At 69.3% G+C, this 25,447-nt stretch carries 28 protein-coding genes and 8 pseudogenes; 18 read left to right on the top strand and 18 right to left on the bottom strand.

Annotated elements, in window-relative coordinates; translation table 11 throughout:
• Positions 1-138: 138 nt before the first annotated feature.
• From ACQ86J_RS18430 to ACQ86J_RS18410, 5 genes and pseudogenes are all read right to left on the bottom strand, one after another.
• Positions 139-1,062, bottom strand: a complete 924-nt coding sequence (locus ACQ86J_RS18430) for a dihydrodipicolinate synthase family protein (RefSeq protein WP_431272212.1) — start codon at positions 1,060-1,062, stop codon at positions 139-141.
• A gap of 169 nt (positions 1,063-1,231) precedes the next feature.
• Positions 1,232-1,690, bottom strand: a complete 459-nt coding sequence (locus tag ACQ86J_RS18425; RefSeq protein ID WP_431272211.1) for a putative PEP-binding protein — start codon at positions 1,688-1,690, stop codon at positions 1,232-1,234.
• Positions 1,654-1,899: a hypothetical protein gene (locus ACQ86J_RS18420; protein WP_431272210.1), complete on the bottom strand. Its 246-nt coding sequence runs from the start codon at positions 1,897-1,899 to the stop codon at positions 1,654-1,656. The genes ACQ86J_RS18425 and ACQ86J_RS18420 overlap by 37 nt, the downstream gene beginning before the upstream one ends.
• Before the next feature lie 238 nt (positions 1,900-2,137).
• Positions 2,138-2,981, bottom strand: a pseudogene (locus tag ACQ86J_RS18415) (IS5 family transposase).
• Positions 2,982-3,189: 208 nt separating this feature from the next.
• Entirely contained in the window at positions 3,190-3,552 is a 363-nt protein-coding gene (locus ACQ86J_RS18410; protein ID WP_431272209.1) for a hypothetical protein, read from the bottom strand.
• A gap of 325 nt (positions 3,553-3,877) precedes the next feature.
• Between ACQ86J_RS18410 and ACQ86J_RS18405 the strand changes: the two genes are divergently transcribed.
• The 7 genes and pseudogenes from ACQ86J_RS18405 (at position 3,878) to ACQ86J_RS18375 (ending at position 9,338) form a co-directional block, all read left to right on the top strand.
• Positions 3,878-4,105 (top strand): 2-dehydropantoate 2-reductase N-terminal domain-containing protein, encoded by a 228-nt coding sequence (locus ACQ86J_RS18405; protein ID WP_431272208.1) that lies wholly within the window; start codon positions 3,878-3,880, stop codon positions 4,103-4,105.
• Complete coding sequence (locus ACQ86J_RS18400) at positions 4,044-4,820, top strand: 2-dehydropantoate 2-reductase (RefSeq protein ID WP_431272207.1); 777 nt, start codon at positions 4,044-4,046, stop codon at positions 4,818-4,820. The genes ACQ86J_RS18405 and ACQ86J_RS18400 overlap by 62 nt, the downstream gene beginning before the upstream one ends.
• Positions 4,821-5,121: 301 nt before the next feature.
• On the top strand, positions 5,122-6,189 hold the full coding sequence (locus ACQ86J_RS18395) for an MATE family efflux transporter (RefSeq protein WP_431272206.1): 1,068 nt from the start codon (positions 5,122-5,124) through the stop codon (positions 6,187-6,189).
• Between the two features lie 31 nt (positions 6,190-6,220).
• A complete protein-coding gene (locus tag ACQ86J_RS18390) occupies positions 6,221-6,670 on the top strand; it encodes a (2Fe-2S)-binding protein (RefSeq protein ID WP_431272205.1) in 450 nt (149 codons plus the stop codon).
• A 5-nt stretch (positions 6,671-6,675) separates the two neighbouring features.
• Positions 6,676-7,191 (top strand): annotated as a pseudogene (locus ACQ86J_RS18385) (molybdopterin cofactor-binding domain-containing protein); the annotation flags it as partial.
• 92 nt (positions 7,192-7,283) lie between these two features.
• Positions 7,284-7,460 carry a hypothetical protein gene (locus ACQ86J_RS18380; protein ID WP_431272851.1) on the top strand — a complete coding sequence of 59 codons (177 nt, stop codon included), beginning with the start codon at positions 7,284-7,286 and terminating at the stop codon, positions 7,458-7,460.
• A 102-nt stretch (positions 7,461-7,562) separates the two neighbouring features.
• A complete protein-coding gene (locus ACQ86J_RS18375; RefSeq protein ID WP_431272204.1) occupies positions 7,563-9,338 on the top strand; it encodes a molybdopterin cofactor-binding domain-containing protein in 1,776 nt (591 codons plus the stop codon).
• Here the strand turns inward: ACQ86J_RS18375 and ACQ86J_RS18370 are convergent.
• The 4 genes and pseudogenes from ACQ86J_RS18370 to ACQ86J_RS18355 form a co-directional block, all read right to left on the bottom strand.
• Complete coding sequence (locus ACQ86J_RS18370) at positions 9,320-10,285, bottom strand: IS5 family transposase (protein WP_431272203.1); 966 nt, start codon at positions 10,283-10,285, stop codon at positions 9,320-9,322. The two genes, ACQ86J_RS18375 and ACQ86J_RS18370, sit on opposite strands and share 19 nt — an antisense overlap.
• 645 nt (positions 10,286-10,930) lie before the next feature.
• Positions 10,931-11,703, bottom strand: a pseudogene (locus ACQ86J_RS18365) (IS5 family transposase).
• A 234-nt stretch (positions 11,704-11,937) separates the two neighbouring features.
• Positions 11,938-13,182 carry a tetratricopeptide repeat protein gene (locus tag ACQ86J_RS18360; protein WP_431272457.1) on the bottom strand — a complete coding sequence of 415 codons (1,245 nt, stop codon included), beginning with the start codon at positions 13,180-13,182 and terminating at the stop codon, positions 11,938-11,940.
• Positions 13,183-13,251: 69 nt separating this feature from the next.
• Positions 13,252-13,368 (bottom strand): annotated as a pseudogene (locus ACQ86J_RS18355) (hypothetical protein); the annotation flags it as partial.
• Here ACQ86J_RS18355 and ACQ86J_RS18350 point away from each other — a divergent pair.
• The 6 genes from ACQ86J_RS18350 (at position 13,312) to ACQ86J_RS18325 (ending at position 16,317) form a co-directional block, all read left to right on the top strand.
• The gene (locus ACQ86J_RS18350; protein WP_431272850.1) at positions 13,312-13,458 is read left to right on the top strand and encodes a hypothetical protein; all 147 of its coding nucleotides are present in this window, start codon (positions 13,312-13,314) and stop codon (positions 13,456-13,458) included. The pseudogene ACQ86J_RS18355 and the gene ACQ86J_RS18350 overlap by 57 nt on opposite strands.
• A gap of 298 nt (positions 13,459-13,756) precedes the next feature.
• Positions 13,757-13,918 (top strand): alpha/beta fold hydrolase, encoded by a 162-nt coding sequence (locus tag ACQ86J_RS18345; RefSeq protein ID WP_431272202.1) that lies wholly within the window; start codon positions 13,757-13,759, stop codon positions 13,916-13,918.
• Positions 13,915-14,649, top strand: a complete 735-nt coding sequence (locus ACQ86J_RS18340; protein ID WP_431272201.1) for an alpha/beta fold hydrolase — start codon at positions 13,915-13,917, stop codon at positions 14,647-14,649. Before ACQ86J_RS18345 ends, ACQ86J_RS18340 begins: the two co-directional genes overlap by 4 nt.
• Before the next feature lie 28 nt (positions 14,650-14,677).
• Positions 14,678-14,986 (top strand): hypothetical protein, encoded by a 309-nt coding sequence (locus tag ACQ86J_RS18335; RefSeq protein WP_431272200.1) that lies wholly within the window; start codon positions 14,678-14,680, stop codon positions 14,984-14,986.
• Between the two features lie 16 nt (positions 14,987-15,002).
• Entirely contained in the window at positions 15,003-15,656 is a 654-nt protein-coding gene (locus ACQ86J_RS18330) for a hypothetical protein (RefSeq protein ID WP_431272199.1), read from the top strand.
• A gap of 19 nt (positions 15,657-15,675) precedes the next feature.
• Entirely contained in the window at positions 15,676-16,317 is a 642-nt protein-coding gene (locus tag ACQ86J_RS18325) for a cytochrome P460 family protein (protein ID WP_431272198.1), read from the top strand.
• A gap of 90 nt (positions 16,318-16,407) precedes the next feature.
• On the opposite strand, the gene ACQ86J_RS18320 is transcribed toward ACQ86J_RS18325, so the two are convergent.
• The 8 genes and pseudogenes from ACQ86J_RS18320 to ACQ86J_RS18285 all read right to left on the bottom strand — a co-directional run.
• Positions 16,408-16,863: a hypothetical protein gene (locus tag ACQ86J_RS18320; RefSeq protein WP_431272849.1), complete on the bottom strand. Its 456-nt coding sequence runs from the start codon at positions 16,861-16,863 to the stop codon at positions 16,408-16,410.
• Between the two features lie 202 nt (positions 16,864-17,065).
• A pseudogene (locus ACQ86J_RS18315) lies at positions 17,066-17,497 on the bottom strand (transporter substrate-binding domain-containing protein); the annotation flags it as partial.
• A 67-nt stretch (positions 17,498-17,564) separates the two neighbouring features.
• Positions 17,565-17,972, bottom strand: a complete 408-nt coding sequence (locus tag ACQ86J_RS18310) for a hypothetical protein (RefSeq protein ID WP_431272197.1) — start codon at positions 17,970-17,972, stop codon at positions 17,565-17,567.
• 45 nt (positions 17,973-18,017) lie between these two features.
• On the bottom strand, positions 18,018-18,275 hold the full coding sequence (locus ACQ86J_RS18305; protein WP_431272196.1) for a DUF3734 domain-containing protein: 258 nt from the start codon (positions 18,273-18,275) through the stop codon (positions 18,018-18,020).
• Positions 18,276-18,326: 51 nt separating this feature from the next.
• A complete protein-coding gene (locus tag ACQ86J_RS18300) occupies positions 18,327-18,635 on the bottom strand; it encodes a patatin-like phospholipase family protein (protein ID WP_431272456.1) in 309 nt (102 codons plus the stop codon).
• Between the two features lie 107 nt (positions 18,636-18,742).
• A pseudogene (locus tag ACQ86J_RS18295) lies at positions 18,743-19,033 on the bottom strand (patatin-like phospholipase family protein); the annotation flags it as partial.
• Positions 19,034-19,183: 150 nt separating this feature from the next.
• Entirely contained in the window at positions 19,184-19,336 is a 153-nt protein-coding gene (locus tag ACQ86J_RS18290) for an SDR family oxidoreductase (protein WP_431272455.1), read from the bottom strand.
• Positions 19,337-19,472: 136 nt separating this feature from the next.
• A pseudogene (locus tag ACQ86J_RS18285) lies at positions 19,473-20,011 on the bottom strand (SDR family NAD(P)-dependent oxidoreductase); the annotation flags it as partial.
• Between ACQ86J_RS18285 and ACQ86J_RS18280 the strand changes: the two are divergent.
• The 4 genes and pseudogenes from ACQ86J_RS18280 to ACQ86J_RS18265 all read left to right on the top strand — a co-directional run bounded on the left by ACQ86J_RS18280 (position 19,911) and on the right by ACQ86J_RS18265 (position 23,673).
• A pseudogene (locus tag ACQ86J_RS18280) lies at positions 19,911-21,112 on the top strand (LysR family transcriptional regulator). The pseudogenes ACQ86J_RS18285 and ACQ86J_RS18280 overlap by 101 nt on opposite strands.
• A 164-nt stretch (positions 21,113-21,276) precedes the next feature.
• The gene (locus tag ACQ86J_RS18275; RefSeq protein ID WP_431272195.1) at positions 21,277-21,795 is read left to right on the top strand and encodes an RNA polymerase sigma factor; all 519 of its coding nucleotides are present in this window, start codon (positions 21,277-21,279) and stop codon (positions 21,793-21,795) included.
• A 103-nt stretch (positions 21,796-21,898) separates the two neighbouring features.
• A complete protein-coding gene (locus tag ACQ86J_RS18270; RefSeq protein ID WP_431272194.1) occupies positions 21,899-22,390 on the top strand; it encodes a cupin domain-containing protein in 492 nt (163 codons plus the stop codon).
• A 50-nt stretch (positions 22,391-22,440) separates the two neighbouring features.
• Positions 22,441-23,673 carry an MFS transporter gene (locus ACQ86J_RS18265; protein ID WP_431272193.1) on the top strand — a complete coding sequence of 411 codons (1,233 nt, stop codon included), beginning with the start codon at positions 22,441-22,443 and terminating at the stop codon, positions 23,671-23,673.
• Between the two features lie 228 nt (positions 23,674-23,901).
• On the opposite strand, the gene ACQ86J_RS18260 is transcribed toward ACQ86J_RS18265, so the two are convergent.
• Positions 23,902-24,354 carry a type II toxin-antitoxin system VapC family toxin gene (locus ACQ86J_RS18260; protein WP_431272192.1) on the bottom strand — a complete coding sequence of 151 codons (453 nt, stop codon included), beginning with the start codon at positions 24,352-24,354 and terminating at the stop codon, positions 23,902-23,904.
• 196 nt (positions 24,355-24,550) lie between these two features.
• Here ACQ86J_RS18260 and ACQ86J_RS18255 point away from each other — a divergent pair.
• Positions 24,551-25,392 (top strand): IS5 family transposase gene (locus ACQ86J_RS18255; protein WP_431270778.1). Its coding sequence is split into 2 segments (ribosomal slippage): positions 24,551-24,932 and positions 24,932-25,392, totalling 843 coding nucleotides; the frame shifts between segments, so codons are not numbered across the junction.
• Positions 25,393-25,447 lie beyond the last annotated feature (55 nt).

Genomic DNA, 25,447 nt, shown 5'->3' with positions numbered 1-25,447 from the left:
TCGGGGAGGGAAACAGGTATTCCCTCCCCGAACCCCTCCCTTCCCTTTTGTGAGTCGAGTGCCGCCGCGCAGCGAGTGCCGACTCACAGAAATAGATGAGGGGGCTTGGGGGAGAATACCTTCTCCCCCAGTCTTCCTTCAGCGCCCCCAGCGCAGCACCAGCGGATCCAGCCGCCGCGCCGCGTCCAGCAGCCCTTCCCGCGCCGCCGGGTGCAGCGGCAGCAGCGGCGCGCGCGGCAGGCCGCAGCGGATGACGCCGCCCGCTTCCATCAGCGCCTTGGCGGCCAGCAGCCCGCATTGCCGGTTCTCGTGGTTGATCAGCGGCAGCCAGCGGCCATAGGCGGCCACCGCCGCCTCCCGGTCGCCGGCGAAGTAGGGATCGGTGATCTGGCGGATCCCGTCGGGGAAGCCGCCGCCGGTCATCGACCCGGTGGCGCCGGCATCGAGGTCGGCGAGCAGGGTGATCGCCTCCTCCCCGTCCCAGGGGCCGACCACATGCTCGCCGCCGAGCGCGATCAGCTCGCGCAGCTTGGCCGCGGCCTGCGGCGTCTCGACCTCGAAGTAGGCGACCCGCTCGATCTCCCGCGCCATGCGGGCGAGGAAGGGCGCGGAAAGCGGCGTGCCGCTGACCGGCGCGTCCTGGATCATGATGGGGATGTCGATCGCGTCCGAGACGCGGCGGAAGAAGTCGAAGATCGCCGCCTCCCCGACGCGGATGGTGGCGCCGTGATAGGGCGGCATGATCATCACCATCGCCGCCCCGGCCTCCTGCGCCCGCCGGCTGCGCTCGGCGCAGATGGCGGTGCCGAAATGCGTCGTCGTGACGATCACCGGCACCCGGCCGCCGACATGGCGCAGCACCGCCCGCATGACCTGGTCGCGCTCGGCGTCCGTCAGGACGAATTGCTCGGAGAAATTCGCCAGGATGCAGAGTCCCTCGGAGCCCGCATCGATCATGAAGTCGACGGCGCGCAGCTGGCCCTCGAGGTCGAGCGCGCCGGATGCGTCGAAGATGGTGGGGACGACGGGGAAGACGCCCCGGTAGGCGGTGGGCTTGGACATTGGTCTCTCCCTGGGCTTCACCCGGGGCCTGCCGGCCCCTCGGCGACGCTCTGGCGGCAAGGTGGCGTGCGGCGCGGCGTGGTCGGCCAACAGCACGATCCCGGCCAGGATACTACTCCCGGCCCGGGCCGCCTCCGCAGCCAGGGCGGGATCAGGCCGCCCTGCGGCTTTACTCCAGTGGATCACGCCTCGCGGCGGGCGTTGATCGGCCTGATCGCGGCGAAGGCCGGCTGCGCGGACGGGGCGTTGCGCAAATGGGTTCAGCACCACGCCTCGGCCTCCGCGACGCGCCGCAGGGCGCGGCGAAGCTGTCCGTGTTGAGCGATATGGGATCGATCTTCTGCTCGACCGGGAAGGCCGCGAAGCCCGGGTGGTCGCCCGGCGCCTCGCCGCAGGTCCGGGCACGGCCGGTGACTTCGGCGATCATGCGCTTGGCCGCCGGGTCGCGCTCGTCGAACAGGCCGGCGATCTCGGCCGAATCCCGGTCCACCCCGAGCACGAGCTGCGTCGGATCGTTCGATCCGCTGGAGAAGCCGTCGAAGTGGGCCGCAAGTTCCTCCGCCAGGATCAGGTTGGCGGGGATCTCGCGCATCACATGGACCTGCAGGCCGGCCTCGCCGCGCCGCATCCCGTGCTCGGCCATGATCGCGAGGGCCTGGTCCGCCGCCCGCAGCGGAACGGCACCATGACGATGATGCTGTCGAGGCCGATCTCCTCCCGCGCATTGCGGATGGCACGGCATTCCAGCACCAGACCGTCGCGGCATCGGTCGGAATAGTAGCGCGGAGCTCCAAGTTGCCGCGCCATTGCCAGCCGCTCCGGCACGAGGTTGGCCATGACGTCCGGGACCAGCAGGTACTCCGCCTGACAGCCATCGATAGTGTTGCCGAAGCGCCAGCCGCCGAGCGGCTTCCAGCCATGCGCGGTGCCGGCGCCGTCCTGCGCGCCGCAACCGCAGAGGCAGGCATCGGAATGGCCCGACGGCGTGATGGCGCCGGCGGTGACGCGCTAGCCTCCCCGATAGCCCTGCCCGGGGCATAGTCAAGTTGTTAGAGCCCATCCGGGAAGTTTGGGTTCATGCTGAGGGCTTTGTTGCCAGCCGTCGAAGCATGATGCGGATCATGGCCATGCGGACGAAGGCGGCGGCGATGCGGCAATGCCGCTCGAAGTCGCGGGCCAGCCGCCGGTTGCGGCTGATCCAGCCGATGGTGCGCTCGACGATCCAGCGCTTCGGCAGCACGACGAAGCGGTGCGCCTATCGCAGCGTCGCACGATCTCCATCTTCCATGTACCGGTGCGGGCGACGGCGGCGGCCATCTTCGGCCCCTGATAGCCTGCATCGCCGATGATGCGCTCGACAAAGGGGAACAGCCTGCGCGCCTGGCGCAGCAGCGGCTCGGCGCCATCGCGGTCCTGCACGTTGGCGGGATGCACGATGACCGCGAGTAGCATGCCGATGGTATCGGTCAGCAGGTGGCGCTTGCGGCCGACGACCTTCTTGCCCGCGTCGTAGCCGGACGGGTCGAGCGTAGAGCCCCCTTTTGCGCGCCCTTCGCCGTCTGGCTGTCGATGATCGCGGTCGTCGGGCTGGCCTCACGCCCGGCACCCTCGCGCACCGCGACGTAGAGCGCGTGGTGGATGCGCTCGATGGTGCCTTCCCATTCCCAGCGCGAGAAGTAATCCCAAACCGTGCTCTTCGGCGGCAGGTCCTTCGGCAGCGCGCTCCATTGGCAGCCGGCGGAGAGCACGTAGAACACCGCGTTCAACACCTCGCGCACGTCCACCTTGCGGGGCCTGCCGCCGTGCTTCGCTGGCCGGATCAGTGGCGCAACCAGCGCCCACTCGGCATCCGTCAAATCTGAGGGATAGCGCAGCCCCCGCCGGTCCGCCGCACGCCGATGTTCCGCCGTCCATGCCATCCGTCTCCTCCCGCAGATCGCCCGCAGGAACAGCGAGATCACATCCGATTCAGGCGATTCAATTCCTTTCCGGATGGGCTCTAACCCGCGGGAAGTGCATGGTTCTGCCTTAGCGGCCGCGCCGCAGCCCGACTTGCTAAAACAGGCCACGACCGTCCCAAGCACCAAGCTAATCAGCATAAAGGTGACGTGGGCCGTGCCTCCACCCTCACTCGACCTGAACGTGGTCCTGCAAGGCGGCGCTGGTTGCATCCAGGATACGGTCAGAGAACTCAGGGTCATCCACCGCGCGGGCGAGGATGAGGGCCCCGACCATGCCGGCCAGCAGCGCCAGGGCCCGGTCCTCCCGCGCTTTGCTCTGCCCCGGCAGCAGCGCGGACAAGCCTGCCAGCCGGGCACGCAGCCCCTCGGTGAAGGCCCGCCGCACCGGCGCGCCCTGACGCGGCATCTCGCAGCCGAGCGCGGCGAAGGTGCAGCCCTTGCCGGGCGCATCGCGATGCGCCGGCGAGAGATAGCGCGCGATGATCGTCGAGAGGGTCTCCGGCCCACCATCCTCGGGAATGCGCGCCATGGCGCTGCGGGCCAGCGCATGCTCGATCGCCTCGGCCGCCAGCCGCTCCTTCGAGCCGAACTGGCTATAGAGGCTGCCATGGGTCAGCCCGGCCGCCTCGGCCAGTGCATCGACGCCGGCGCCGGAGAGCCCCGCTCACGGAACAGCCGGGCAGCCTCCCGCACGATCCTGGCCCGGTTTTCTGCAGCCTGTTCCTTCGAGACGCGCACTGGCGCCCTCCCATCGCCGATTTGTCGGCTTGACAGTTTTAATGGCGAGCGCAACTTATGTCAAACATTGCGGTCGTCATCAATGCGGCCACAATCTTCGGCAGGAGCTGTGTCGGATGCGCATCCTCGTCCTCGGCGCCGGCGCCATCGGCGGATATTACGGGTTGCACCTGGCCGAGGCCGGTGGCGAGGTCAGCTTCCTAGTGCGGGGGCGCCGCGCGGCGCAGCTTCGACCGCGACGGGCTGGTGGTGGCCAGCCGCGGCGCAACGCTCAGGCGCGCGGTGCCGCGTCTCCTCGCCGGCGCGGTCACCGGCCCCTTCGACCTCGTCCTGCTCACCTGTAAGGCCTACGACTTCGACAGCGCGATTGAGGCCGTCGCGCCGGTGGTCGGGCGGGAGACGGCGGTGCTGCCGCTGCTGAACGGCCTGGCGCATTTCGATGCGCTGGATGCTCGCTTCGGCGCCGGCCGGGTGCTCGGCGGCGCCTGCCACATCGCCACGACGCTCGCCCCTGACGGCACCATCCGCCACACCAGCCCGGGCGACCTGATCCTCTTCGGCGGACGCGCGGGCGCGCCGCCCTGGCAGGTCGAGGCGCTGTCCGGGCTCTTCGCCCGCACCCCGGTCGCCGCCCGGGCCAGCGACGCCATTCTGCAGGACATGTGGGAGAAGTGGTGCATGCTCGCCGCCGGGGCGGCGCTGACCTGCCTGATGCGCGGCACGGTCGGGGAAATCATGGCGACCCAGGACGGCCGCGCCATCGCCGAGGCGATGATGGCGGAGTGCCGTGCCATCGCCGCCGCCGCGGGCCATGCGCCAGGCCCCGCTTCCGCCGAGCAGACCAGCCGCATGCTCACCGACCCGACCTCGCGCTGGGCGGCCTCGATGATGCGCGACATCGAGGCGGCGGCGCCGCGGCTCGAGGCCGACCACATCCTCGGCGACCTGCTCCGCCGGGCCGCCGCCGCGGGTCTCGCCACGCCGCTGCTGGCCGCCGCCTATTGCGGATTGCAGGTCTACGGCGCCCGCGCGCCAGCGCCGAGGGGGACCGGCGCATGAGTACGGCCGCCGCCACGCTGAACCCGCGCACCCAGCGCCTGCTGCATGACCCGATCGTGCCGATGCTGCTGCGCATGGCCTGGCCGAACATCCTCATCATGCTCGCCCCAGGCCTCGACCGGGTTGATCGAGACCTGGTGGGTCTCGCATCTCGGCACGGACGCTCTGGCCGGCATGGCGCTGGTCTTCCCGCCGGTTATGCTGATGCAGATGGTCTCGGGCGGCGCCATGGGCGGCGGCATCTCCTCGGCCGTCGCGCGCGGCGCTGGGCGCGGGCCGGCGCGATGCGGCGGATGCGCTGGTGCTACATGCCGTCGTCATCAACCTCGCGCTCGGGCTCGGCTTCTCGGCCGTCATGCTGCTCTTCGGCCGGCCGATCTACCGGGCGCTCGGCGGCGAGGGCGGCGCGCTGGAGGCGGCGCTCGCCTATTCCAATATCGTCTTCCTCGGCAATCCGCTGCTCTGGCTGATGAACGGGCTGGCGAGCGTGATCCGCGGCACCGGCAACATGCTGGTGCCGGCCCTGGTGATCTGCGCCGGCGTGGTGCTGCTGGTGCCGCTCTCGCCGCTGCTGATCTTCGGGATCGGGCCCTTTCCCGCGCTCGGCGTCGCCGGCGGCGGCGCGGCGCTGGTCAGCTTCTACGTCCTGGGCTGCGCCGTGCTCGGCTGGTACGTGCTCTCCGGCCGCAACCTCGCGCGCTTTCGGCCGGTGCCGCTGCGCTGGCCGATGCTGCGCGAGATCCTCCGCATCGGCGCGGTCGCCTCGATCACCTCGCTGCAGACCAACGTCACCATCGCGCTGCTCACCGCGCTGGTGGCGGCGCATGCGGGGCTCGACGCGGTGGCCGGCTTCGGCACCGGGGCGCGGCTGGAATACCTGCTGGTGCCGCTCGCCTTCGGCCTCGGCGCGCCGCTCGTCGCGCTGGTCGGCACCAGCATTGGCGCCGGGCAGCGCGAGCGGGCGTTGCGCATCGCCCTGACCGGCGGTGCCCTTGCCTTCGTCCTGACCGAGGCGGTGGGCCTCGCCGCCGCCATCTGGCCGGGCGCCTGGCTGGCGCTGTTCAGCGCCGACCCGGCGATGCTCGGGACGGGCAGCACCTATCTCCGCCTCGTCGGGCCGGCCTATGGCTTCTTCGGCCTCGGCATGGCGCTCTATTTCGCCTCGCAGGGCGCCGGCCGGCTCGCCTGGCCGCTGGGTATCGGCTTCCTGCGGCTGCTGGTTGCGGCCGGCGGCGGCTGGCTGGCGCTGCGGCTCACCGGCGAGCTGCGCTGGCTCTTCGCTGCCGCCGCGCTCGCCCTGGTCATCTACGGCACCACCCTGGCTTCCGCCGTCCGCTCCGGCGTCTGGTTCCACGACGCCGCACACTAGGACTATTCCTTCGCATGCCGCAGGACATCCCATGATCGAGCTCACCATCAACGGCCAGATCCACCGCCTCGACATCGAGGCGGACACGCCGCTCCTCTGGGCGATCCGCGACACGCTCGGCCTGGTCGGCACGAAATACGGTTGCGGCATCGCGCAATGCGGCGCCTGCACCGTGCTGGTGGACGGGCAGGCGACGCGCTCCTGCGTCACGCCGGTCGAGGCCGTCGCCGGCGCGCAGGTCACCACCATCGAGACGATCGAGGCGGATCCGGTCGGCCGCCGCGTGGTGGAGGCCTGGGTGGCGCGGCAGGTGCCGCAATGCGGCTATTGCCAGTCCGGCCAGGTGATGGCGGCGACGGCGCTGCTGCAGCAGACGCCGAAGCCCTCGGACGAGGACATCGCCGCGGCGATGACCAATCTCTGCCGCTGCGGCACTTACAACGCCATCGCGGATGCCATCCGCCAGGCGGCGGCGGGTTGAGGAGCATGACGATGGACGGCACGATCCCGACCCTGGCGCAGGCCGCCGCGCTGCGCCTCTCCGCCCGGCCCGCCAACCTGTCCCGGCGCGGCCTGCTCGGCCTCGGCGCCGGTGCGCTCGTCCTCGGCATCGCCCTGCCCGGCCGCATGGCGCGTGCCCAGCGGGAGGGCGCCGCCGCCGCGGCGCCGCGGCCCGGCACCCGCGTCCCCGCCTTCCTAGAGATCCGCCCCGACGGCACGGTGCGGCTGCTGAGCCCCTTCGTCGAGGGCGGCCAAGGCATCGCCACCGCCATGGCGCAGATCGTCGGCGAGGAGCTGGATGTCGAGCCCGAGCGCTTCATCGTGGACTGCGCCCCACCCGGCGCCGACTACCTCGTGGTGAACGGCATCCGGATGACCGGCGGCTCCTATTCCACCCGCTCTTCCTACGCGATCATGCGCCGGCTCGGCGCCACCGCGCGCGATATGCTGGTCCGCGCCGCGGCGCTGGAGTGGAAGCTGCCAGAAGCCGAGCTGACCACCGAGGCCGGCCGGGTCCTGCACCGCGCCTCCGGCCGCAGCCGCGGCTATGGCGAGCTCGCCCCGCCGCCCTGGCGCTGCCGCCGAAGGAGACCGTGCCGCTGCGCGATCCGCAGAGCTTCCGCTGGATCGGCAAGCCGGTGCCGCGGCTCGACATCCACGATAAGTCCACCGGCCGGGCCCGCTATAGCATCGACCAGCGGGTCGAGGGCATGCTGCAGGCGGCGGTGCAGCATGCCCCGAGGCTCGGCGCCGAGCCGGCGCGCTGCTGAACGAAGCCGAGGTGCGTGCGATGCCCGGGGTGCAGTCCATCCATCGCCTCCCCGGCGCGGTCGCGGTGCTGTCCGAGAAGCTGGTGGCGCGCCCGCCGCGCGGTGGAGGCGCTGCAGGTCGCCTGGACGGACGGCCAGGGCGGCTTGCCCGCCGACTTCTCCTCGGCCGGGATGCTGGCCTCGCTGCGGGCCGAGCGCGGCGCGGGCGTGCCGGCCGAGAGCGAGGGCGATGCCGAGGCGGCGCTGCGCGGCGCGGCGAAGGTGGTGGAGGCGGTATACGACGCGCCCTACCTGGCGCATGGGCAGCTCGAGCCGCCCTCCGCCCTCGCGCGCTTCACCCCGGAGGGCGGGCTGGAGCTCTGGGCGCCGAACCAGATGCCGGAGCTGTTCCAATCCGTCGCAGCGAAGATCGCCGGGCTGGAGCCGGCACAGGTCACGCTGCACTCGCCCATGCTCGGCGGCTTCTTCGGCCGGCACTTCCTCTACGACCACGCAAACTCCTTCGTGCAGGCGATCCTGCTGGCCAAGGCCGCGGGACGGCCGGTGAAGGTGCTCTGGAGCCGGGAGGAGGAGTTCGGCCGCGACGCGCTGCGGCCGCTCGGCTTCGCCCGCTTCCGGGCCGGGCTGGACGCGGCCGGGATGCCGGTCGCGCTGCATGCCGCGGTGGTCGGCGAGGGCCCGATCGGCCGCTACTTCGGCGCCGTGCTCGGCACCTCCCCGGTCGATCCCTCGGTGGTCGAGGGCATCGTCGAGAAGCCCTACGCGATCCCGCACCGCCGCATCGACTATGTCCGGCAGGCGCACCCAGTGGTGATCGCCTTCTGGCGCTCGGTCGGCCATTCGATGAACGACTACTTCTACGAGTCCTTCCTCGACGAGGTGGCCGAGGCCGGCGGCCAGGACCCCTTCGCGTTGCGCATGGCGCTGCTGCGGGACCGGCCGCGCCAGCGCGCCCTACTGCAGGCGGTGGCCGATCTCTCCGGCGGGTGGAAGCGGGGCCCGTTCGAGGCGGAGGGCGGCCGGCACGCCCGCGGCGTCGCTATGGCGACGCCCTTCGGGACCGAGGTGGCGACCATCGCCGAGGTCTCGATCCGCGACGGCGAGGTCGTGGTGCATGATGTCTGGGTGGCGATCGACCCGGGCTCCGTCGTCAACCCCGCCATCATCACGGCGCAGGTGCAGTCGGCCGTCGCGCTCGGGCTCTCCTCCTCGCTGCTGGAGGAGGCGGTGTTCGAGAACGGCGCGCCGAAGGCGCGTAACTTCGACTCCTACTCAATCCTGGCGCGCGACCGCATGCCGCGGGTGCATGTGAAGATCGTCGAGAGCGGTGCGCCGATGGGCGGCATCGGCGAGCCGGGCCTGCCCGGCGTGCCGCCGGCGGTGGCCAATGCGGTCGCGGCGCTCACCGGGCAGCGGGTGCGCAGCCTGCCCTTCGCGAAGACGCCGCCTCGGCGCGGCCTGACGGATCAGCAGCAGCGGCGCCACGGCGGCGCGGAGAAGGCCATGAGCACGCAGGAGATCGTCCTTTACCACCCGGTCCGCACCGCGATCGGTTCGTATAACGGCATGCTGAAGGGCGTGCCCGCGACGGAGCTTGGCGCCACCATGGTACGCGAGACCCTCGCGCGCTGGCCTCGCGCCGGAGAAGGTCGGCAGTGTCGTCCAGGCCGGCAACCGGATGAACCCGGCCCGGCAGGCCGCCATCCATGGCGGGGTGCCGGTGACGGTGCCGGCGATGACGGTGAACCGCGTCTGCGGCTCCGGCGCGCAGGCCATCGTGACAGCGGCGCAGGAGATCGCCGCCATCGTGTTGCACGGGTCAGCGGCCTGGACGCATTGATCCCCGTCCGCGTTTGGGATCATGCGATGCGGACGTAGTCCGGCCGCCCAAGCTCGAGCATTCGATTCAGCACGTCGGCGGCGATGGCTACCTCCGTCGTCTGGCGCCCATCAGTTTGCGAACGCAGCCCGTCGCCGATGACGCGCTTCCACCGGGAGACGTCGGCCTCCACCAGAGCACGCCAGTTATATCCGGAGGTTCGCTGCCAACCCAGGCGGCCGCGCTCGGCGATACATTGCAGATGCACGTCCCGCTGGGTCGGCGTGGTCTCGGCCATCGCACTCGGCACCGCGCTCAAGCGTGGCGGGACCACTACGACCGCGTCGGGATAGCGCGCCGCGACCTCGCCGTAGACATCGTCCCGGTCGTAGGCGCCATCGCCGATGAAGGCCGCCATCGAACCATCGACTTGATCGAGCAAGGGGCCGACTTGCGAGCCGTCATCGGCATCCCTGTCGGTCAGCAGCGAGGCGACGATCTGACCCGTGTCGGCGTCGGTGGCGAGGTGCAGCATCTTCCAGGCTCGGCGCCGCTTGCTGCCATGCTTCTCGTCCAGCCAGCTGCTGGGACCGCACAGCCGTAGTCCGGTGCTGTCGACCAACAGGTGCACCGGCTCACGCTCGCAGCGCGGCCGCGTCACCTCCAGCGTCTCGGCCCGGCGGCTGAGGGTCGAGTGGTCCGGCACGGCGAGGTCGAGGCCAAGCAACTGCAGGATGGAGCCGATCAGGCCTTCGGTTTGGCGCAGCGCCAGGCGGAACACCGCCCGCAGCGTCAGGGCAGTGGCGATCGTCAGCGCGGAGTAGATGGGCTGCCCGCCCCGTCCAGTGCGTGGCTCGGCTTTCCAGGCCTCGATCGCCTCCGGCGTGAACCAAACGGTGAGGCTGCCACGGGCGCGCAGGCCGACATCGTACTCGGCCCAGTTGGTGACCCGGTGCTTCTGCTTGGGAATGTGGTGACGCCGAGCGGCGTTGACTTTGAATGGCAAGAGGGCGGCCCCTGGACGGTGAACGGGGCACGCCCCGTCCTCATCCTACCCGAAGCGGCCCAAGCCGCCGACCGCTGCAACAAAGTGGACCGGGTCCACACTCCAGCGTCCTCTGCATCGCGGCGGAACTCTTTAAACCGAAGCTTCCGTCGGGACGCGTGAACACGTCCACGCAGCGGTTGTGTTGTGGGTTCTCGATGCTCTCCAGCACGCCCCATGATGAGTCCAGCCGCCTCGACACGTAGTTTGGTCCTCCGAAGCCGGAGCATAGAAGTGCTGCCGGTCACCGGCATAGGCGCGGCGGGTGTAGGCGGCGTCGCCTTGGGCAATGTAGCCGTAGGCCTCGCGCAGCGCCCGCTCGCCTTCCGGCGTTGGCCGGCCCAGAGCCGCGCGTCGTAGACGCCGGAGGCAAGGCCAAACTCACAGTTTACTCCTCGGCTCGGCTGTTAGGTCGAGACTATTGAGCGGCACCTCGAGGTCGAGCCGGCTATTGGATGCCGCCAGACGGATAGTACCCGCCGGAGACGGCCACCCAAGGTGCCTGACCGGCAGGCCGTCGGCCGGGACTCACTTGTTGGGCGTGGACCACCGGGACCGTCGCTGCCTGTGGTCACCCATTAGGTGCCGACGCCACTCTAGGCCCCGTTAGCGCCTGAGCCAGTCGGCGGTGGCGGCGAGGCAGAGCACGCCGAGGAAGGATGCGGCGGTCTTCTCGTAGCGGGTGGCGACGGCGCGCCACTCTTTCAGCCCTCGCCCAGAGGCGCTCGACGCGGTTGCGATTGACGTCGACGGGCGCCGGGCAGGCGACGGTCGCCTCGTTGACCTTCGGCGGGATGGCGGGCCGCGCCTCGAGGTCCCAGAGGTGCTGGCGGAAGGTGTGGCTGCTGTAGCCTCGGTCGGCCACTACCCAGACCGGCACGCCGGGAAGGCGCGCGAGCAGCGGGATGGCATGGGGCAGTTCGTGCGCCTGGCCGGGTGCAAGAGCAAAGGCAACCGCGCGGCCTGTCCCGTCGGCGATCACGCAGGCCTTGGTGCCATAGCCGCCGCGAGAACGGCCAAGCGCCTCACCTGCGCCCCGCTGCGCCGAAGTGTCGGCTTTTGGCCGCCCCTGCCGCCTTCTGGTGAGCGCGGATCGAGGTGCCGTCGAGGAAGGCCATGCCGAGTTCGACGCCGCGTGCCTGCGCCACGGCGAGCAGTCGCTCCCACACGCCAAGGCGCGACCAGCGAATGAAGGTCTGCGCCGCCATCCACCACGGCCCGAACGCCTCAGGCACGGCGCGCCACTTCGCCCCGTTCGTGTGCCGCCCGATGATGGCCGAGAGTGTCCGCCGCAGGTTGCTCGGCGGGACCTTCGCGTGCGGGCGGCACGCCTCCACCAGCGGCTCCAGCACAGCCCATTGCTCATCTGTCAGAACCACTGCCGCCCCTTCACAAAGGCGGCCCAACGCCAACAACGCCGCAGCGTTCAGGCGCTAACAGGGCCTAGTTTGCGGCAATGCCGTTTCCCGCAAGCGAGGCACCGCTCCATAACCTCGCCTGTTCCGGCGGCAGACGCCAGCTGAATTGCGGATGGTTAGAACGTCAAAGCGCCTCGGCACCCGAGATGTTCCATGATGTTTCTACCGAACAGACAATCGCCCTATCTGAAGCTCCTACTGGGGTAAGCCAGCAACTCCCAACGCTTTGGCGTAGGTTCTTGCCATCGCTTCAACAGGCATGGGTATCCGAGCGAGGAAGCCCGAGATCGTGAGCTCCGGCTCGATCGCCAACAGTTCCTGCACGACTTGCCTCGCCCGCTCCGGCTGTCCAAGCTTCACCAAGGCGACGGCGAGCACGCGCAGCGCCACGGCGAAGCGCCGGTTTTGGACAAGCGCCTTCTCCGCCCAACTCGCTGCTCGCGCAAAATCCTCATCGACTACAGCGGCGATCGCCATCGCGCCCGAGAGCAGCCAGCTGCGTGGGTCGCGCGGGTTGAGCCGTTGCGCCCTTGCCAGCATCTCGCGGCCGGTGCCCTGGTTGCCGCAGACAATCTCGATCCAGCCGGCCAGGGTAAGCGCCATGGCGGAGTGCGGGTTGAGCAGCAGCGAGCGGCCGAACAGCTCGCGAGCCCTCTCCCGCCCCTCCCCCGCCATGTTCCACACCGCGAAGGCCGCCATCCACAGAACCTGCGCGTCATTGGGAGCGAGTTCCACGGCGCGCTTGGCCAGCCGCAGCGCCTCGGCACAGACCGCACCAGAGGGTGGAGCCCAGCCCTGGAAATGGCGCTGCGCGTGGCAATAGGCCGCGGCGGCCATCGCTGGCGCATAGCCGGGCTCGATTGCCAGCGCCTGCTCGAGGCAGCGCAGCGCCGCCGCCATGCTGTCAGCGGTGAATTCATGCTCCAGCGCCGAGGCGCGCAGTAGGAGGTCACCAGCGTCGAGCCGCTCCGGTCGCCCCTGCCGGTGCCGCTCGATTTCGGCGAGTTGCAGCGTCGGCTCGATCGCTGCGACGACGCGTTCCGCGACGCGGTCCTGCAGTGCGAAGACGTCGCCAAGGTCGCCCTCAAAGCGGTCGGCCCAGAGATGTGCACCAGACACCGCATCAACCAGCTGGCCGGTAATGCGCAGTCGGTCGCCGCCGCGGCGGACGCTACCTTCCAGCACATAGCCGACACCGAGCTCCCGCCCGACTTGACGGATGTCGACCGCCTGGCCCTTGTAGACGAAAGAGGAGTTGCGGGCGATGACGAAGAGCCCGCTGATCCGCGTCAGTGCGGTGATGATCTCCACCGCCATGCCGTCGGCGAAGTAGTCCTGTTCGGGATCGCTGCCGATATTGGCAAAGGGCAAGACGGCGAGCGAGGGCAGCCTGACCTCGCTGGCGAGGTTCACCGGTGTGGCCTCGGTCACCTCCTCCACCGCCCCGACGAAGCGGATACCCTTGCGAGGAAAGGTCCGGATCAGGCGCTGCTCGGCGCCATTGTCACCTATCGCGGCCCGGGCCGCATTGATCCGGCTGCTGAGCGTTGCCTCCGAGACGATGCGGCCATGCCAGACCTCGGCCATGAGGTCGTCGCGGCTGACGACGCGCTCCCGCGTTCGGATAAGGAACTCCAGCAGGTCGAAGACCTGCGGTTCCAGGCTGACGAGACTGCCGCCCTGGCGCAACTCGCGCCGGGCCGGATCGAGGGTTGATGTCCCAAACTGGTAAAACACGCCGCCGCCCGTAAATGACGCCCCGAGGCTAGCATGGGCCGACAGGGCCAGAAATCATTGGCATCTCAAGCCACTCTAAAGGCCGCCTGCAAGCGGAGGGCGGGCCGGTGCGGCATGGTCCACCTGCTTGTCACGGCACCCAGGAGGCTTCCATGCAGCCCGAGACCATCAACCCGCGCCGCCGTCAGGCTTCTAAGTGGCGCCGCAGTCGGCTTGGCCGCCCAGCTCGCGCTTTCCAGTTCGGCAACGGCTCAACGCTTTGGCGGCAGCACCGCCTTTGCACAGCTGGAGGCAGGTCGAAGCCGGGCTGCTGAATATTGGCTATGCGGAAGCCGGCCGCCCGGACGGTCCTGCCGTCCTCCTGCTGCATGGCTGGCCCTATGACATCCACAGCTATGTCGAGGTTGCGCCGCTGCTGCTGCGGCCGGATACCGGGTGATCATCCCCTATCTCCGTGGCTACGGTGCCACGCGCTTCCTTTCACAGGAGACGGTGCGCAACGGCCAGCAATCGGCGCTTGCGGTCGACATGATCGCGCTGCTGGACGCGCTCGGCATCCAGCGGGCGGTGATCGCTGGCTATGACTGGGGCGCGCGGACAGCCAATATCATGGCGGCCCTCTGGCCGGAGCGCTGTAAGGCACTCGTCTCAGTCAGCGGCTACCTGATCGGCAGCCCGGAGGCGAATAAGGTACCGCTGCCGCCGCGGGCGGAACTCGCCTGGTGGTACCAATTCTACTTTGCCACCAGCCGTGGCCGCGCCGGCTACGAGGCTTATCGGAGAGATTTCGCCAAGCTCATTTGGCAGACCGCCTCGCCTCGGTGGGATTTCGACGACGCGACCTTCGAGCGGAGTGCTCAGGCCTTCGACAATCCGGACCATGTCAGCATCGTCATCCACAACTACCGGTGGCGGATCGGACTGGCCCAGGGCGAGCAGCAATACGATGAGCTGGAGCAGCGCTTGGCCGAGGCACCCTCCATCCGGGTGCCGACCATCACTCTGGAAGGCGACGCCAATGGCGCGCCGCATCCCGACCCAGCGTCCTATGCCGGGCGGTTCACCGGCCGGTACGCACATCGGCTCATCAAGGGCGGGATCGGTCACAACCTGCCGCAGGAAGCGCCGCGCGAATTCGCCCAGGCCGTCATCGACGCGGACGCCGCCTGAGCGGCGCCGGTCAGGCAAGGAGGATCCTATGGACCGTCGCTCGTTCCTGCCAGTGCTGCTGGCCGCCGGCGCCGCGATGGCAAGCCTGCCATCCATTACCCGCAGCGCCGCCCAGTCGCGCGGGACGCCGGAATTCGTCGGCATTGACGGCTGGCTCAACTCCCCGGCGCCACTGACCATCACGGGGCTGCGCGGCGAGGTGGTGCTGGTCGATTTCTGGACCTATTCCTGCATTAACTGCCGCCGCACAGTATCCTATCTCAACCGCTGGCAGGCGGAGTACGGCCCGTACGGTCTGCAGGGTTGTCGGCATCCACACGCCCAGATTCGGTTTTGAGCGCGTCCGCCACAACGTGGAGGATGCGGTCCGCGAGTTCGGCATCAGCTACCCCGTGGGCCAGGACAACAACTTCCAGACGTGGCGGGCCTGGAGCAACCGGGTCTGGCCTGCATTCTACCTATTGGACCGTGACGGCCGGATCGTCCTGCTACGTGAGGGCGAGGGCTATGCGCGCGAGATGGAGGGCGCGATCCAGGCCCTGCTCGGCCTGTCCACGTCCAGGCCCGTCGGCAGGCCGGGCGATGACCTGGACCTGTCGCGGATCCGTTCGCCCGAGATCTATTTTGGCGCGCAGCACCTCACGCCCCAGGACCGCGCTCAGTCGCCGCGAAGGGGCGAGGCGGCCTATGCCTTCACGGGCGATGGCCCGCGGCTGAACCAGTACCAACTCGATGGCAGTTGGAACCGCGAGGAGGAGGCGCTGGTGCTTCGCTCGGAGCGCGGCGGACTGCGCCTGCGCTTCTCCGCCTCGAAGCAGCATCTGGTGGCGGCCGCGACGCGGGGCGGGAGGCTGCGGGTCTCGGTGGATGGCAGCGCGGCGGAGGAGATCGAGGTTGGTCGGCCGACACTCTATACGCTGCACGACGGGACCGCCTATGGCGAGCATCTGCTGGTTGTCGAGGCAGAGATGCCGGGACTGTCGCTCTTCAGTGCGACCTTTGGCTAGGTGAAAGGAGGGCGGTCGAATGCCGTGCTTAGCTTCTCAAACATGCATTAGAATGTCAGCGGCATGCGTCCTGGCGTTGGCCCCGGCCGCGGCAGGGAGCGCCGATGACGACGCTTCGGCGGTCTTCGGCGTCAGGCTTCCTGCCGGGTACCGCGACTGGCAACTCGTCAGCGTCGCCCATGAGGCTGGTAGCCTCAACGACATACAGGCCATTCTCGGGAACGACGTCGCGGTGAGGGCCTTCCGTGACAGAACACGCCCTTTCCCTGACGGAGGAATCATCGCTAGGCTGGCGTGGCAATACGTGCCGTCAGCTGAAAACAATGCGGTCTTCGGCCAAGCCCAATCCTTCGTGCCCGGGGCTGCGACGAATGTCCAGATCAGTGTCAAAGATTCGCGGAGATACGCCGGCACTGGCGGTTGGGGATATGGCCAGTTTGAAGACGGCAAGCCGAACCGCAGCGACGTTCTGCTCCGGCACATGTGCCCCTTGCCATTCCCGTGCGGCAAAGGCGGACGACTTCGTCTTCACCCGGTACGCGCCATAACGAGATTTACCCTGCCGAGGATACCAGCACATGCCTTTGCAAGAACAGCGTCACTCAGGAGAGCATTCCTGCAGCAGATCCCCATTATCGTCGGGACCACGACTCCACATTGAGCCTTATCCGGTCGATTCCCGCCAAGCTGGACCAGGAAATCTGAGGAGGATTTACGTCTGACTGCCTCCTGCAAGCCCGCAGCGGTTCGCTTAGTGCGGCATGCCGAACCAGCGCCGACCGATCGCGTCCGCGGTGCCGTCCTCCTGCATCGCCAGCAGCGCGACGTTGATCGGCTTGCGCAGTGGGCTGCCAGGTGGGAGGGCGATCCCGTAGTGCTCGGGCCGGAACACCGGGCCGACCAGCGCTGCCATGCTCGGTCCGCGCATTGCAAGCCAATGCCTGCACTGCGGCGCCTCGTAGACGATCGCCTGGATCTCGCCGCGGACCAGCATCCCGTAGGCGTGCTCGGTGTCCGAGACCGGCACGAAGGGTAGGTCATGGGCCTGCAGCCAAGCTGCGGCGATGCTGCCGGGCGCGGTCGCAATGGTCCGGCCCGGCAGATCGTTCGGCCCGCGAATATCCGAGCGAAGCTGGTCTACCGTCAGCGCCGCCGTCACCGTCGCGGTGAACTGAGCGATCATCACAATCCCAAGCAGCCACAGCATGGCGAGCCGTAAGGCGCTTCACCACGCGCGGAGTATGGCGATCGCCATGTTCGCCGGTGGCGACGATCAGCACCACGCCCCACAGCCCCTCCGCGATTGCGCGCGGGTAGGGTCGCTGAAAGGCGGGATCGTGCCGGCGCTCTACCAGCCAGAGAAGATGTGCCAGCGCCAACATGATGATCGTACCGACGGCGAGCAGGTCCCGGATCGCCGGCGACAGCAAGGCCGACAGCATGGCAGCGAGCGGATGGGCATTCTCCGCGGCCACCAGGACCTGCAGCCCGGAATCGACGTATGGCAGGCTGAAGTCGACCCGCGCCTCGCGTTCGGCAGTGATGGCAAGTGCGGAGATGGCGAGGTCCGCCCGGCCTTCGACGACCGCGTCGACCTGCGCCTCGTCGCTGAGGTCTGCGCAGCACGGTCCAGGCGGTGTCCACGCCGAGGCGCCGTGCGACCTCCTGCCAGACCTCGATGCTGTGGCCGGAGACCGGCGTACCGGGCAGCCGTACGAAGGGCGCAGCGTGACCGGTGATGACCCGCAGCAGTGGGCGCGTGCTGGTGGCGGAGTATCGGGCTGTCCACGCGCCTGGCTGGCCGCACCAGCGCAGAGTAGCAGGACGCAGCCCGCCAGCATCCGCAACGCCGGGGCTGGAGTTGCAGGGCGCGGCATGGCTCAACGCCCGGCCTCGTCGCGGTTCTCGTCAGTCGTGAACAGCGCGGCGATGCGCCAGCCCGCCGGCGTGTCGGCGCAGAGCGCGGTGATGAGGATGCGGTAGTGCGACGGCCGCACCGCCTGACCCGACGGTCAGTGTCAGCGGCACATGGAGGAAGGCCGCATCGGCGGCGACCTCGACGGTGCGGGCGCGATCCTCGTCGGGCTCGATGCGCCAGACCTCATTCGCATGGAACCGGGCGAGCCGCGCTACCGCTGCGTCCGGCCCCCAGACCGACAGGCCATTGGTGACCCAGAGGAAGCCTGGGCTGTCCAGTAGTAGGCCACGGACCCGAGCCAGGTCATTTGCGTTCTGCGCCACGACGAAGTCGGCATAGAGGCGCCGCGCCTCCTCGGCCGGACCTGCCGCCGCCTGGCCCGCAAGCCCAGCCAGCAAGGTGATGGCCGATGACCATGCTGCGCATCGAACCGGTCCTCCGCCTCATCTCAGCCCGCCACCGGCATCGCCTCGCGTCGCAGCTTGTGCAGCACGAAGCCTTCCAGCGGATCGGCTGCTTGCTCCCACGGCCGGGCTGCCAGGGTCCGGCGCGTGTCGGCCAAGCCTGCCGCCCAACCGCGCGCGGATGCCAGCGCGGCTGAAGTCGATGTCCTTGGCATGGTCCTCCTGGTCGAGGCCGGGTGCCAGCAGCCGCACCACGTGCATCACCGTGCGACAGCCATAGGCGGCCAGCTCCCGCACCGCGGGATCGCCCCTGCGCCTCGGGCGGCAGCTTGGTCGCCAGCGCCTCGATCACGTGCCGCAGCCGGTGCATCTGCCCGCCGGCGCCTGATGTGGCTGGCGGCCCGGCTGGCATGTTGCGGTCAGTCCTTCTGCCGATGCGGCACCTGCGCGATGGTTCCGGGCTCTGCCCCGTCGGGTTCCAGATATGCACGGCGGAAGACCAGCAGATCCCGCCGCGGGTTGTCGTCGAAGACGCATTCCGACGGGCGTGTTGGACAGGATGCCGCCATCCCACCACAGCTCGCCGTCGATCCGCACCGCGGGGAAGGCCGGCGGCAGCGCGCCAGAAGCCATGACATGCAGGATGCCGAGCGGCATGTCGCGGCTGTCGAAGTAGCGCATCTCGCCGGTGCGGACATTGGCGGCGCCGATCGCCGTCGCGGCGCGCCCGCCCGCAGCCGGGCCGGATCGATCAGCCCGGCCAGCGTGCCGGCCAGCGGCACGGTGGGTAGTAGCCCTGCGCGCGCTCCGGCGTCAGCGGCACCTGCAGGCCGAAGAAGGCCAGCGGGTTGGGGCCGGAAGAAGCCGGCGACGCCGCCCGCCAGCGTCGCCCAGCGCGGCAGCACCGCCGACAGGCCGGTCATGCTGGCCCAGCTCTCCAGCAGCGGGTCATGCGCGACCCGGTCCCAGAAGGCTCTCAGCCGCGGCAGCCGGTCGCCCGGCGCGTTGCCGGCGATCAGTGCGGCGTTGATCGCGCCGATCGAGGTGCCGATCACCCAGTCCGGATCAATGCCCGCGTCATGCAAGTGCTTCGAACACGCCAGCCTCGATAGGCGCCGAGCGCGCCGCCGCCCTGCAGTACCAGCACCACCTGCTCCCGTCGCGGCGCGCCAGTCTCCCTGGTCCCGTCCATGGTCGGCATCCCCTCAATGCGCCGTCCAGCCGCCATCGACCGGCAGCGCGATGCCAGTGATGGAGGCGGCGGCGGAGCGCGAGCAGAGGAAGGCGACGGTGCCGGCGACTTCCTCGATTGTGGCGAAGCGGCGGTTCGGCTGCTCGGCCAGGAAGACCTTGCGCACCACCTCCTCCTCGGACAGGCCATGCGTTATCGCCTGCTGGGCGACCTGGCCCGCAACCAGCGGCGTCCAGACATAGCCGGGGCGAGACCGCGTTGCAGGTCACCCCGCTCTCGGCCGCCTCCAGCGCCGCGACCTTGGTCAGCCCGACCAGGCCATGCTTGGCCGCGACATAAGCCGACTTGAAGGGCGAGGCGACCAGGCCATGCGCCGAGGCGATGTTGACGATCCGCCCGAAGCGGCGCGCCTTCATGCGCGGCAGCACCGCCCGCATCGCATGGAACGCGGCGGAGAGGTTGATCGCCAGGACCGAGTCCCACTTCCCCGGCGGGAAGTCCTCGATCTGCGCGACGTGCTGGATGCCGGCGTTGTTGACCAGGATGTCGCACGGGCCGAAGGCCGCGCCGTGCGCTCCACCATGGCGGCGATCTCGGCCGGCTGCGCCATGTCGGCCTCGTCGTGGCGCACCGGCACGTCATGCATCTCGGCCAGGTGCCGGCAGGTGGCGGCAATCTCCTCGGTTGGGCCGAAGCCGTTCAGCACAACCGCTGCGCCGCGCGCGGCCAGCGCCTCGGCGATGCCGAGCCCGATGCCGGAGGTCGAGCCGGTCACGATCGCCACGCGCCCTTCCAGCGGTCGCGGCGGGCCGGCCAACTCGGCCAGCCCTGCGGGAGTCATGATGGTCGTCATGGCACCGTCCTCATCCTGCCTCATCCGGGCCGACGCTACGGCAGGGCCGGCGCGCTCAGCCAATGCCGGACGGGCAATATGTCGATCAATGCAGGTCATGGTGGCGCTCGGCACGTGCGTGGTAGCCTGTCCGGAACAAGGATCGGACCGGCGTTCTGGCCCCGGAGGCGTCATGGAAATCCATGAGATCCGCTACTTCCTCGCGGTCTGCCGCACGCTGAATTTCACGCGGGCGGCGGAGCAGTGCAACGTCACCCAACCCGCGCTGACCCGCGCCATCCAGAAGCTCGAGGACGAGTTGGGCGGGCTGCTCTTCTCGCGCGAGCGCGGCAACACCCACCTGACCGAGCTCGGCCGGCTGATGCAGCCGCATCTCGAGGAGGTGGTGGCGCGCACCACGGCGGCGAAGGCGCAAGCGACGCGCTTCCTGCGACTGGAAAGCGCGCATCTCCGCCTCGGTGTGATGTGCACGATCGGCCCGCTGCGTTTCGTCGGCTTCCTCAACCGCTTCCACGCCGACCACCCGGGCGTCGAGCTGACACTGAGCGAGAGCGTGCCCGCCCGCCTGTCGCAAGCCCTGCTGCAGAGCGAAATCGACGTCGCGGTGATGGCCAAGGCCGACGGCTTCGAGGAAAGGCTACGCGCCGAGCCGCTCTACGCCGAGCGCTTCGTGGTCGCCTGCTCGGTTGGGCATCGCTTTGCCAGGCGCAATGCGGTGGTGATGCAGGACATGGACGGCGAGACCTACCTGCAGCGGATCAACTGCGAGTTCCGCGATGTCCTGCGCGAGCAGTGCGAGCCTGCGGCGCCAACCTTGTCCGGTCCTATCGCAGCGAGCGCGAGGACTGGATCCAGACGATGGTCGCGGCCGGGATGGGCGTTTGCTTCCTGCCGGAATACTCCGCCACCCATCCCGGTCTGGTCACCCGCCCGGTGCAGGACCCGGAGGTCAGCCGCGAGGTGTGCCTGGTGACGGTCGCCGGCCGCCGCTGGTCCTCGCCGCTGGCGAGCTTCGTGCGGGCAATCCGGCAATACCGCTGGCCGGAGAGCGCCGCCGCGCTGCCACCGCTGCTGTCGCCCGAGGGCTGACCCTTCTGCCATGACCGGCCGGCATCAGGCCGATGCAGCATCGGCCTTGGCCGGCAACCCGGCGCAGGGCCGACCCTGTTGCCCATGATACAGGCAGGAGGACAGCGACATGATTCTGAGCGACAATCCGCGTGGCGGCCGGGGATAGCACCTGGGAAGCGTGGATGCTCGCCGCACAAGCCGGCGACGCCCGCGCCTATGACCGCCTGCTGCGTGCGGCACTGCCCTTTCTGCGCGGCATCGCGCGCCGCCGCCTGACCGATTCCGCCGAGGCGGAGGATGCGGTGCAGGACACGCTGCTCACACTACACCAGATCCGCGACAGCTGGGACCCGAGACGTCCGATCCGGCCTTGGCTGGCAGCTCTCCGCGAGCGCCGTTGCATCGATCGGCTGCGGCGGCGTGCCAAGCCACTGCGGCAGGCCATCCCGCTCTGCGACCTACCCGACAGTGATGCGGAAGAACCGGCACGGGCACTCGGCAATCTCGAAGCGGCGGAACTGCGGCGCGCGATCGCCTCGTTGCCACCTGTGCAGCGTACCGCGCTGGCATTTGCGAAGTTGGCGGAGTTGCCAGTCGCCGAAGCGGCGGCACGGAGCGGCCTGACGCCGGGGAGCATCAAGGTCGCCACCCACCGGGCCATCCGGTCGCTGCGCCGCATCCTGATGCCGCATGCGGCATAACGCGCGGGCATCGACTGCATCACCGAATGGCATTTCCGCAAGCAGGGGCCAATCCCGATCATGGCGACGCGGCGGGAGTGCCGCGCAGTTCAGGAGAGGCGAGATGACCGAGACGACGAACGGCACCGCGACGCGGCGCATGATGGTGGCGGCAGCAATGGGCCTGGGCGGCACGCTCATCGCGTCCTCCGCCAGGGCGGCGGAGTGCCCACCCGGGAAGGCGGCGACGGCGGCCGGCATCGATGGCCCGAAGCAGGGCAAGGACGTGGCGGATGTCGTGCTCACCTCGCTCGACCTCGGCGAGGAAAAGATCGGGCTGCGCGGCTACCAGCTCCGCCTGCGGCGCTTGGTCGTGCAGCCCGGCGGCGAGGTGCCGGTACACAGCCATGAGAATCGTCCGGCGCTAATCTACATCGAAAGCGGCGAAATGACCGAGTTCAAGAACATCTGCGCGGTGCCGATCGTGCACCGGGCCGGACAGGCGACGCCGGAAGATCATCGCGTCGTCCACTGGTGGCGCAACACCGGGAAGGTCCCGGCGGTAGTCCTGTCGGCCGACGTCTTCGGCGCGGCGGAAGACCCGCACATGATGTGACGGCGCGGCCGCGCCCGATGCGATCGGTGCCCCAGGCGAGGAGCCTTGCCATGCCGCAGACCCAGGTGATGGCGCCGCCCGCGATGGCTGGGCGGCTCGCGCTGCATCGCAGCCTGCTGATCGGGCTGATAGCCTTCCTGACGCTGGTCGACTTGTTCGCCGCGCAGGCCATCCTGCCGAGCCTCGCGGTACGCTACGGCGTCAGCCCGGCGGAAATGAGCACGGCGGTCAACGCGACGACGCTCGGCATGGCTGTCGCGGCGCTCGGCGTGGCGCTGTTCGGCCGGCGCGTGCCGCGGCGGCACGGTATCCTGGCCAGCCTGTTGCTGCTGGGCGGGCCGACCGCCCTGCTATCGGCCGCGCCGGACCTACCGAGCTTTGCCGCCCTGCGGGTCGTGCAGGGCCTGTGCATGGCGACGGCCTTCACCCTGACCCTCGCGCATCTGGGGGAGCGCTGCGCCATGAGGCAATCCGCCAGCGCCTTCGCCGCCTATGTCACAGGCAACGTAGCGAGCAATCTGGTCGGGCGGCTCGGCGCGGCGGCGCTCGTCGACCATGTCGGCCTGGTGGGATGCTTTCTCGGCTTCGCGCTGCTCAACCTCGCCGGGGTAGCGCTGGTCCATGCGACCATCGATCGGGTGGCGCCGACCGCGGGCGGGACCGGCGCCGGCTGGGCTACCCATCTGCGCAACCCTGTCCTGCTGACCTGCTTCGCGATCGGCTTTTGCATCTTGTTCGCCTTCGTCGGCACCTTCACCTACGTGAACTTCGTCCTGGCAGGGCCGGCCTTCGGGCTGTCGCCGATGCAGCTTGGCCTGATCTGCCTGGTGTTCCTGCCGTCGGTCGCGACCACACCGCTCGCGGGCAGGATCGTTGCTGCGATCGGGGCGCGGCCGACGCTGGTGGGAGGGCTGGTGCTGGCGGCACTCGGCCTGCCGCTGCTCCTCCTGCCGAGCTTGCCGGCGGTGGCCGGCGGCATGGTGTTGGTCGCCGCCGGGACCTTCCTCGCCCAAGCGGTCGCCACCGGCTTGGTGGGCCGCATCGCCGCGCATGACCGCGCCGCGGCCAGCGGCATGTACCTCGCGGCCTATTTCGCGGGCGGGCTTCGTCGGCAGCGCCGTGCTCGGCCAAGCCTATCAGCAGCTCGGCTGGACCGGTTGCGTCGCCGGCATCGGCGTCGCGCTGGGAGGCGCCGTCGTCCTTGGGCTGCGCCTGCGTCCCGGCAAGGGATAGGCAGGATCGCCTCTGATGTCTGCCTCGCGCTCCGATGGGCAAGGAGATGATGTTGGCGATGTCGATTAGACCTCGGAATCCGGGGATGGTGCACCATCCCACATGCCCCTCCCCTGCCCTCTGGCGTCGCTGTGGGAGTTTACCAAGGTACATCCCAGCTTGCGGTAATGCGGTTTCCCGCGAGCGAGACCGCGCTTCTATAAGCTCGCCTTATTAAGCTAGGGGTTCAATCCCAGGGTGCTTATTATGAGAGTGGCCATGCTGCAGCCACCACCTAGTCATGAGCCAACCCTTCCCCGCCCTCCCTCAGATAGCGGAATAAGGATGGCGGCGAGCACGGGATCAGGGTGGCGGCTCATATTGGCCGCGAACGGCCCGTCCGCGACCACCACGCCCCGAGCGCCCATGGCAACGGCGAAAGCTACGTAGAGGGTGTCGTACGTCGAGTGGTTGACTGCTAGACCGATGTCGAGGGCAACGTCGTGAAGGTCAAAGCCAGCAGTGTCGGTTGGCAACACCATTTCGCGGAGCAGGGCCAAGCATTCTCGTGCGTCATTCGGCGTCCACACCCGCTTCCATACCTGGAGCCAGCAAATATTGGTGGCCTCGTTAAGCCAGAAGTCCGGCATCAGGAGTTCCTCCTCGCCCTCTGCGAGTGCCTGGGCGAGATGGCTGTCCGGCTCGTCAAGCACCCACTTCAAGGCGACGCTGGCATCGATAACCAACGTCACCTCAGGCGCCCGACCCATCGGTGAGGTCCGCTACCCTGCCCTGGCGGCTCTCCTCCAGGAGTTCGGCAGCAGTAGCTGACGTGCGGCCAGCAGTCCGATGCCTGAACTCAGCTAAGAGCCCATCCGGAAAGGAATTGAATCGCCTGAATCGGATGTGATCTCGCTGTTCCTGCGGGCGATTCGCGGGAGGAGACGGATGGCATGGACGGCGGAACATCGGCGTGCGGCGGACCGGCGGGGGCTGCGCTATCCCTCAGATTTGACGGATGCCGAGTGGGCGCTGGTTGCGCCACTGATCCGGCCAGCGAAGCACGGCGGCAGGCCCCGCAAGGTGGACGTGCGCGAGGTGTTGAACGCGGTGTTCTACGTGCTCTCCGCCGGCTGCCAATGGAGCGCGCTGCCGAAGGACCTGCCGCCGAAGAGCACGGTTTGGGATTACTTCTCGCGCTGGGAATGGGAAGGCACCATCGAGCGCATCCACCACGCGCTCTACGTCGCGGTGCGCGAGGGTGCCGGGCGTGAGGCCAGCCCGACGACCGCGATCATCGACAGCCAGACGGCGAAGGGCGCGCAAAAGGGGGCTCTACGCTCGACCCGTCCGGCTACGACGCGGGCAAGAAGGTCGTCGGCCGCAAGCGCCACCTGCTGACCGATACCATCGGCATGCTACTCGCGGTCATCGTGCATCCCGCCAACGTGCAGGACCGCGATGGCGCCGAGCCGCTGCTGCGCCAGGCGCGCAGGCTGTTCCCCTTTGTCGAGCGCATCATCGGCGATGCAGGCTATCAGGGGCCGAAGATGGCCGCCGCCGTCGCCCGCACCGGTACATGGAAGATGGAGATCGTGCGACGCTGCGATAGGCACCGCTTCGTCGTGCTGCCGAAGCGCTGGATCGTCGAGCGCACCATCGGCTGGATCAGCCGCAACCGGCGGCTGGCCCGCGACTTCGAGCGGCATTGCCGCATCGCCGCCGCCTTCGTCCGCATGGCCATGATCCGCATCATGCTTCGACGGCTGGCAACAAAGCCCTCAGCATGAACCCAAACTTCCCGGATGGGCTCTTAGCGGTTTGCAGCAGCTGCCCGCGGTGACG

Origin of the sequence: Dankookia sp. P2 (genome assembly GCF_050632255.1) — a bacterium.
Lineage (GTDB): Bacteria > Pseudomonadota > Alphaproteobacteria > Acetobacterales > Acetobacteraceae > Paracraurococcus.
The sequence above is the reverse complement of the archived record's forward strand: the minus strand, read 5'-3'. Positions and strand labels throughout refer to the sequence as shown.

Bases quoted from the DNA above. Each gene is read 5' to 3' on its own strand.
- ACQ86J_RS18410 (WP_431272209.1), bottom strand. From the start codon at position 3,552: ATGGCGCGCATTCCCGAGGATGGTGGGCCGGAGACCCTCTCGACGATC.
- ACQ86J_RS18300 (WP_431272456.1), bottom strand. From the start codon at position 18,635: ATGCCGCTCGGCATCCTGCATGTCATGGCTTCTGGCGCGCTGCCGCCG.
- ACQ86J_RS18425 (WP_431272211.1), bottom strand. From the start codon at position 1,690: ATGCGGCGCGGCGAGGCCGGCCTGCAGGTCCATGTGATGCGCGAGATC.
- ACQ86J_RS18325 (WP_431272198.1), top strand. From the start codon at position 15,676: ATGCCGTGCTTAGCTTCTCAAACATGCATTAGAATGTCAGCGGCATGC.
- ACQ86J_RS18275 (WP_431272195.1), top strand. From the start codon at position 21,277: ATGCTCGCCGCACAAGCCGGCGACGCCCGCGCCTATGACCGCCTGCTG.
- ACQ86J_RS18405 (WP_431272208.1), top strand. From the start codon at position 3,878: ATGCGCATCCTCGTCCTCGGCGCCGGCGCCATCGGCGGATATTACGGG.
- ACQ86J_RS18335 (WP_431272200.1), top strand. From the start codon at position 14,678: ATGGACCGTCGCTCGTTCCTGCCAGTGCTGCTGGCCGCCGGCGCCGCG.
- ACQ86J_RS18430 (WP_431272212.1), bottom strand. From the start codon at position 1,062: ATGTCCAAGCCCACCGCCTACCGGGGCGTCTTCCCCGTCGTCCCCACC.
- ACQ86J_RS18320 (WP_431272849.1), bottom strand. From the start codon at position 16,863: ATGCTGTGGCTGCTTGGGATTGTGATGATCGCTCAGTTCACCGCGACG.
- ACQ86J_RS18265 (WP_431272193.1), top strand. From the start codon at position 22,441: ATGCCGCAGACCCAGGTGATGGCGCCGCCCGCGATGGCTGGGCGGCTC.
- ACQ86J_RS18390 (WP_431272205.1), top strand. From the start codon at position 6,221: ATGATCGAGCTCACCATCAACGGCCAGATCCACCGCCTCGACATCGAG.
- ACQ86J_RS18350 (WP_431272850.1), top strand. From the start codon at position 13,312: ATGCCAGACCTCGGCCATGAGGTCGTCGCGGCTGACGACGCGCTCCCG.
- ACQ86J_RS18420 (WP_431272210.1), bottom strand. From the start codon at position 1,899: ATGGCCAACCTCGTGCCGGAGCGGCTGGCAATGGCGCGGCAACTTGGA.
- ACQ86J_RS18270 (WP_431272194.1), top strand. From the start codon at position 21,899: ATGACCGAGACGACGAACGGCACCGCGACGCGGCGCATGATGGTGGCG.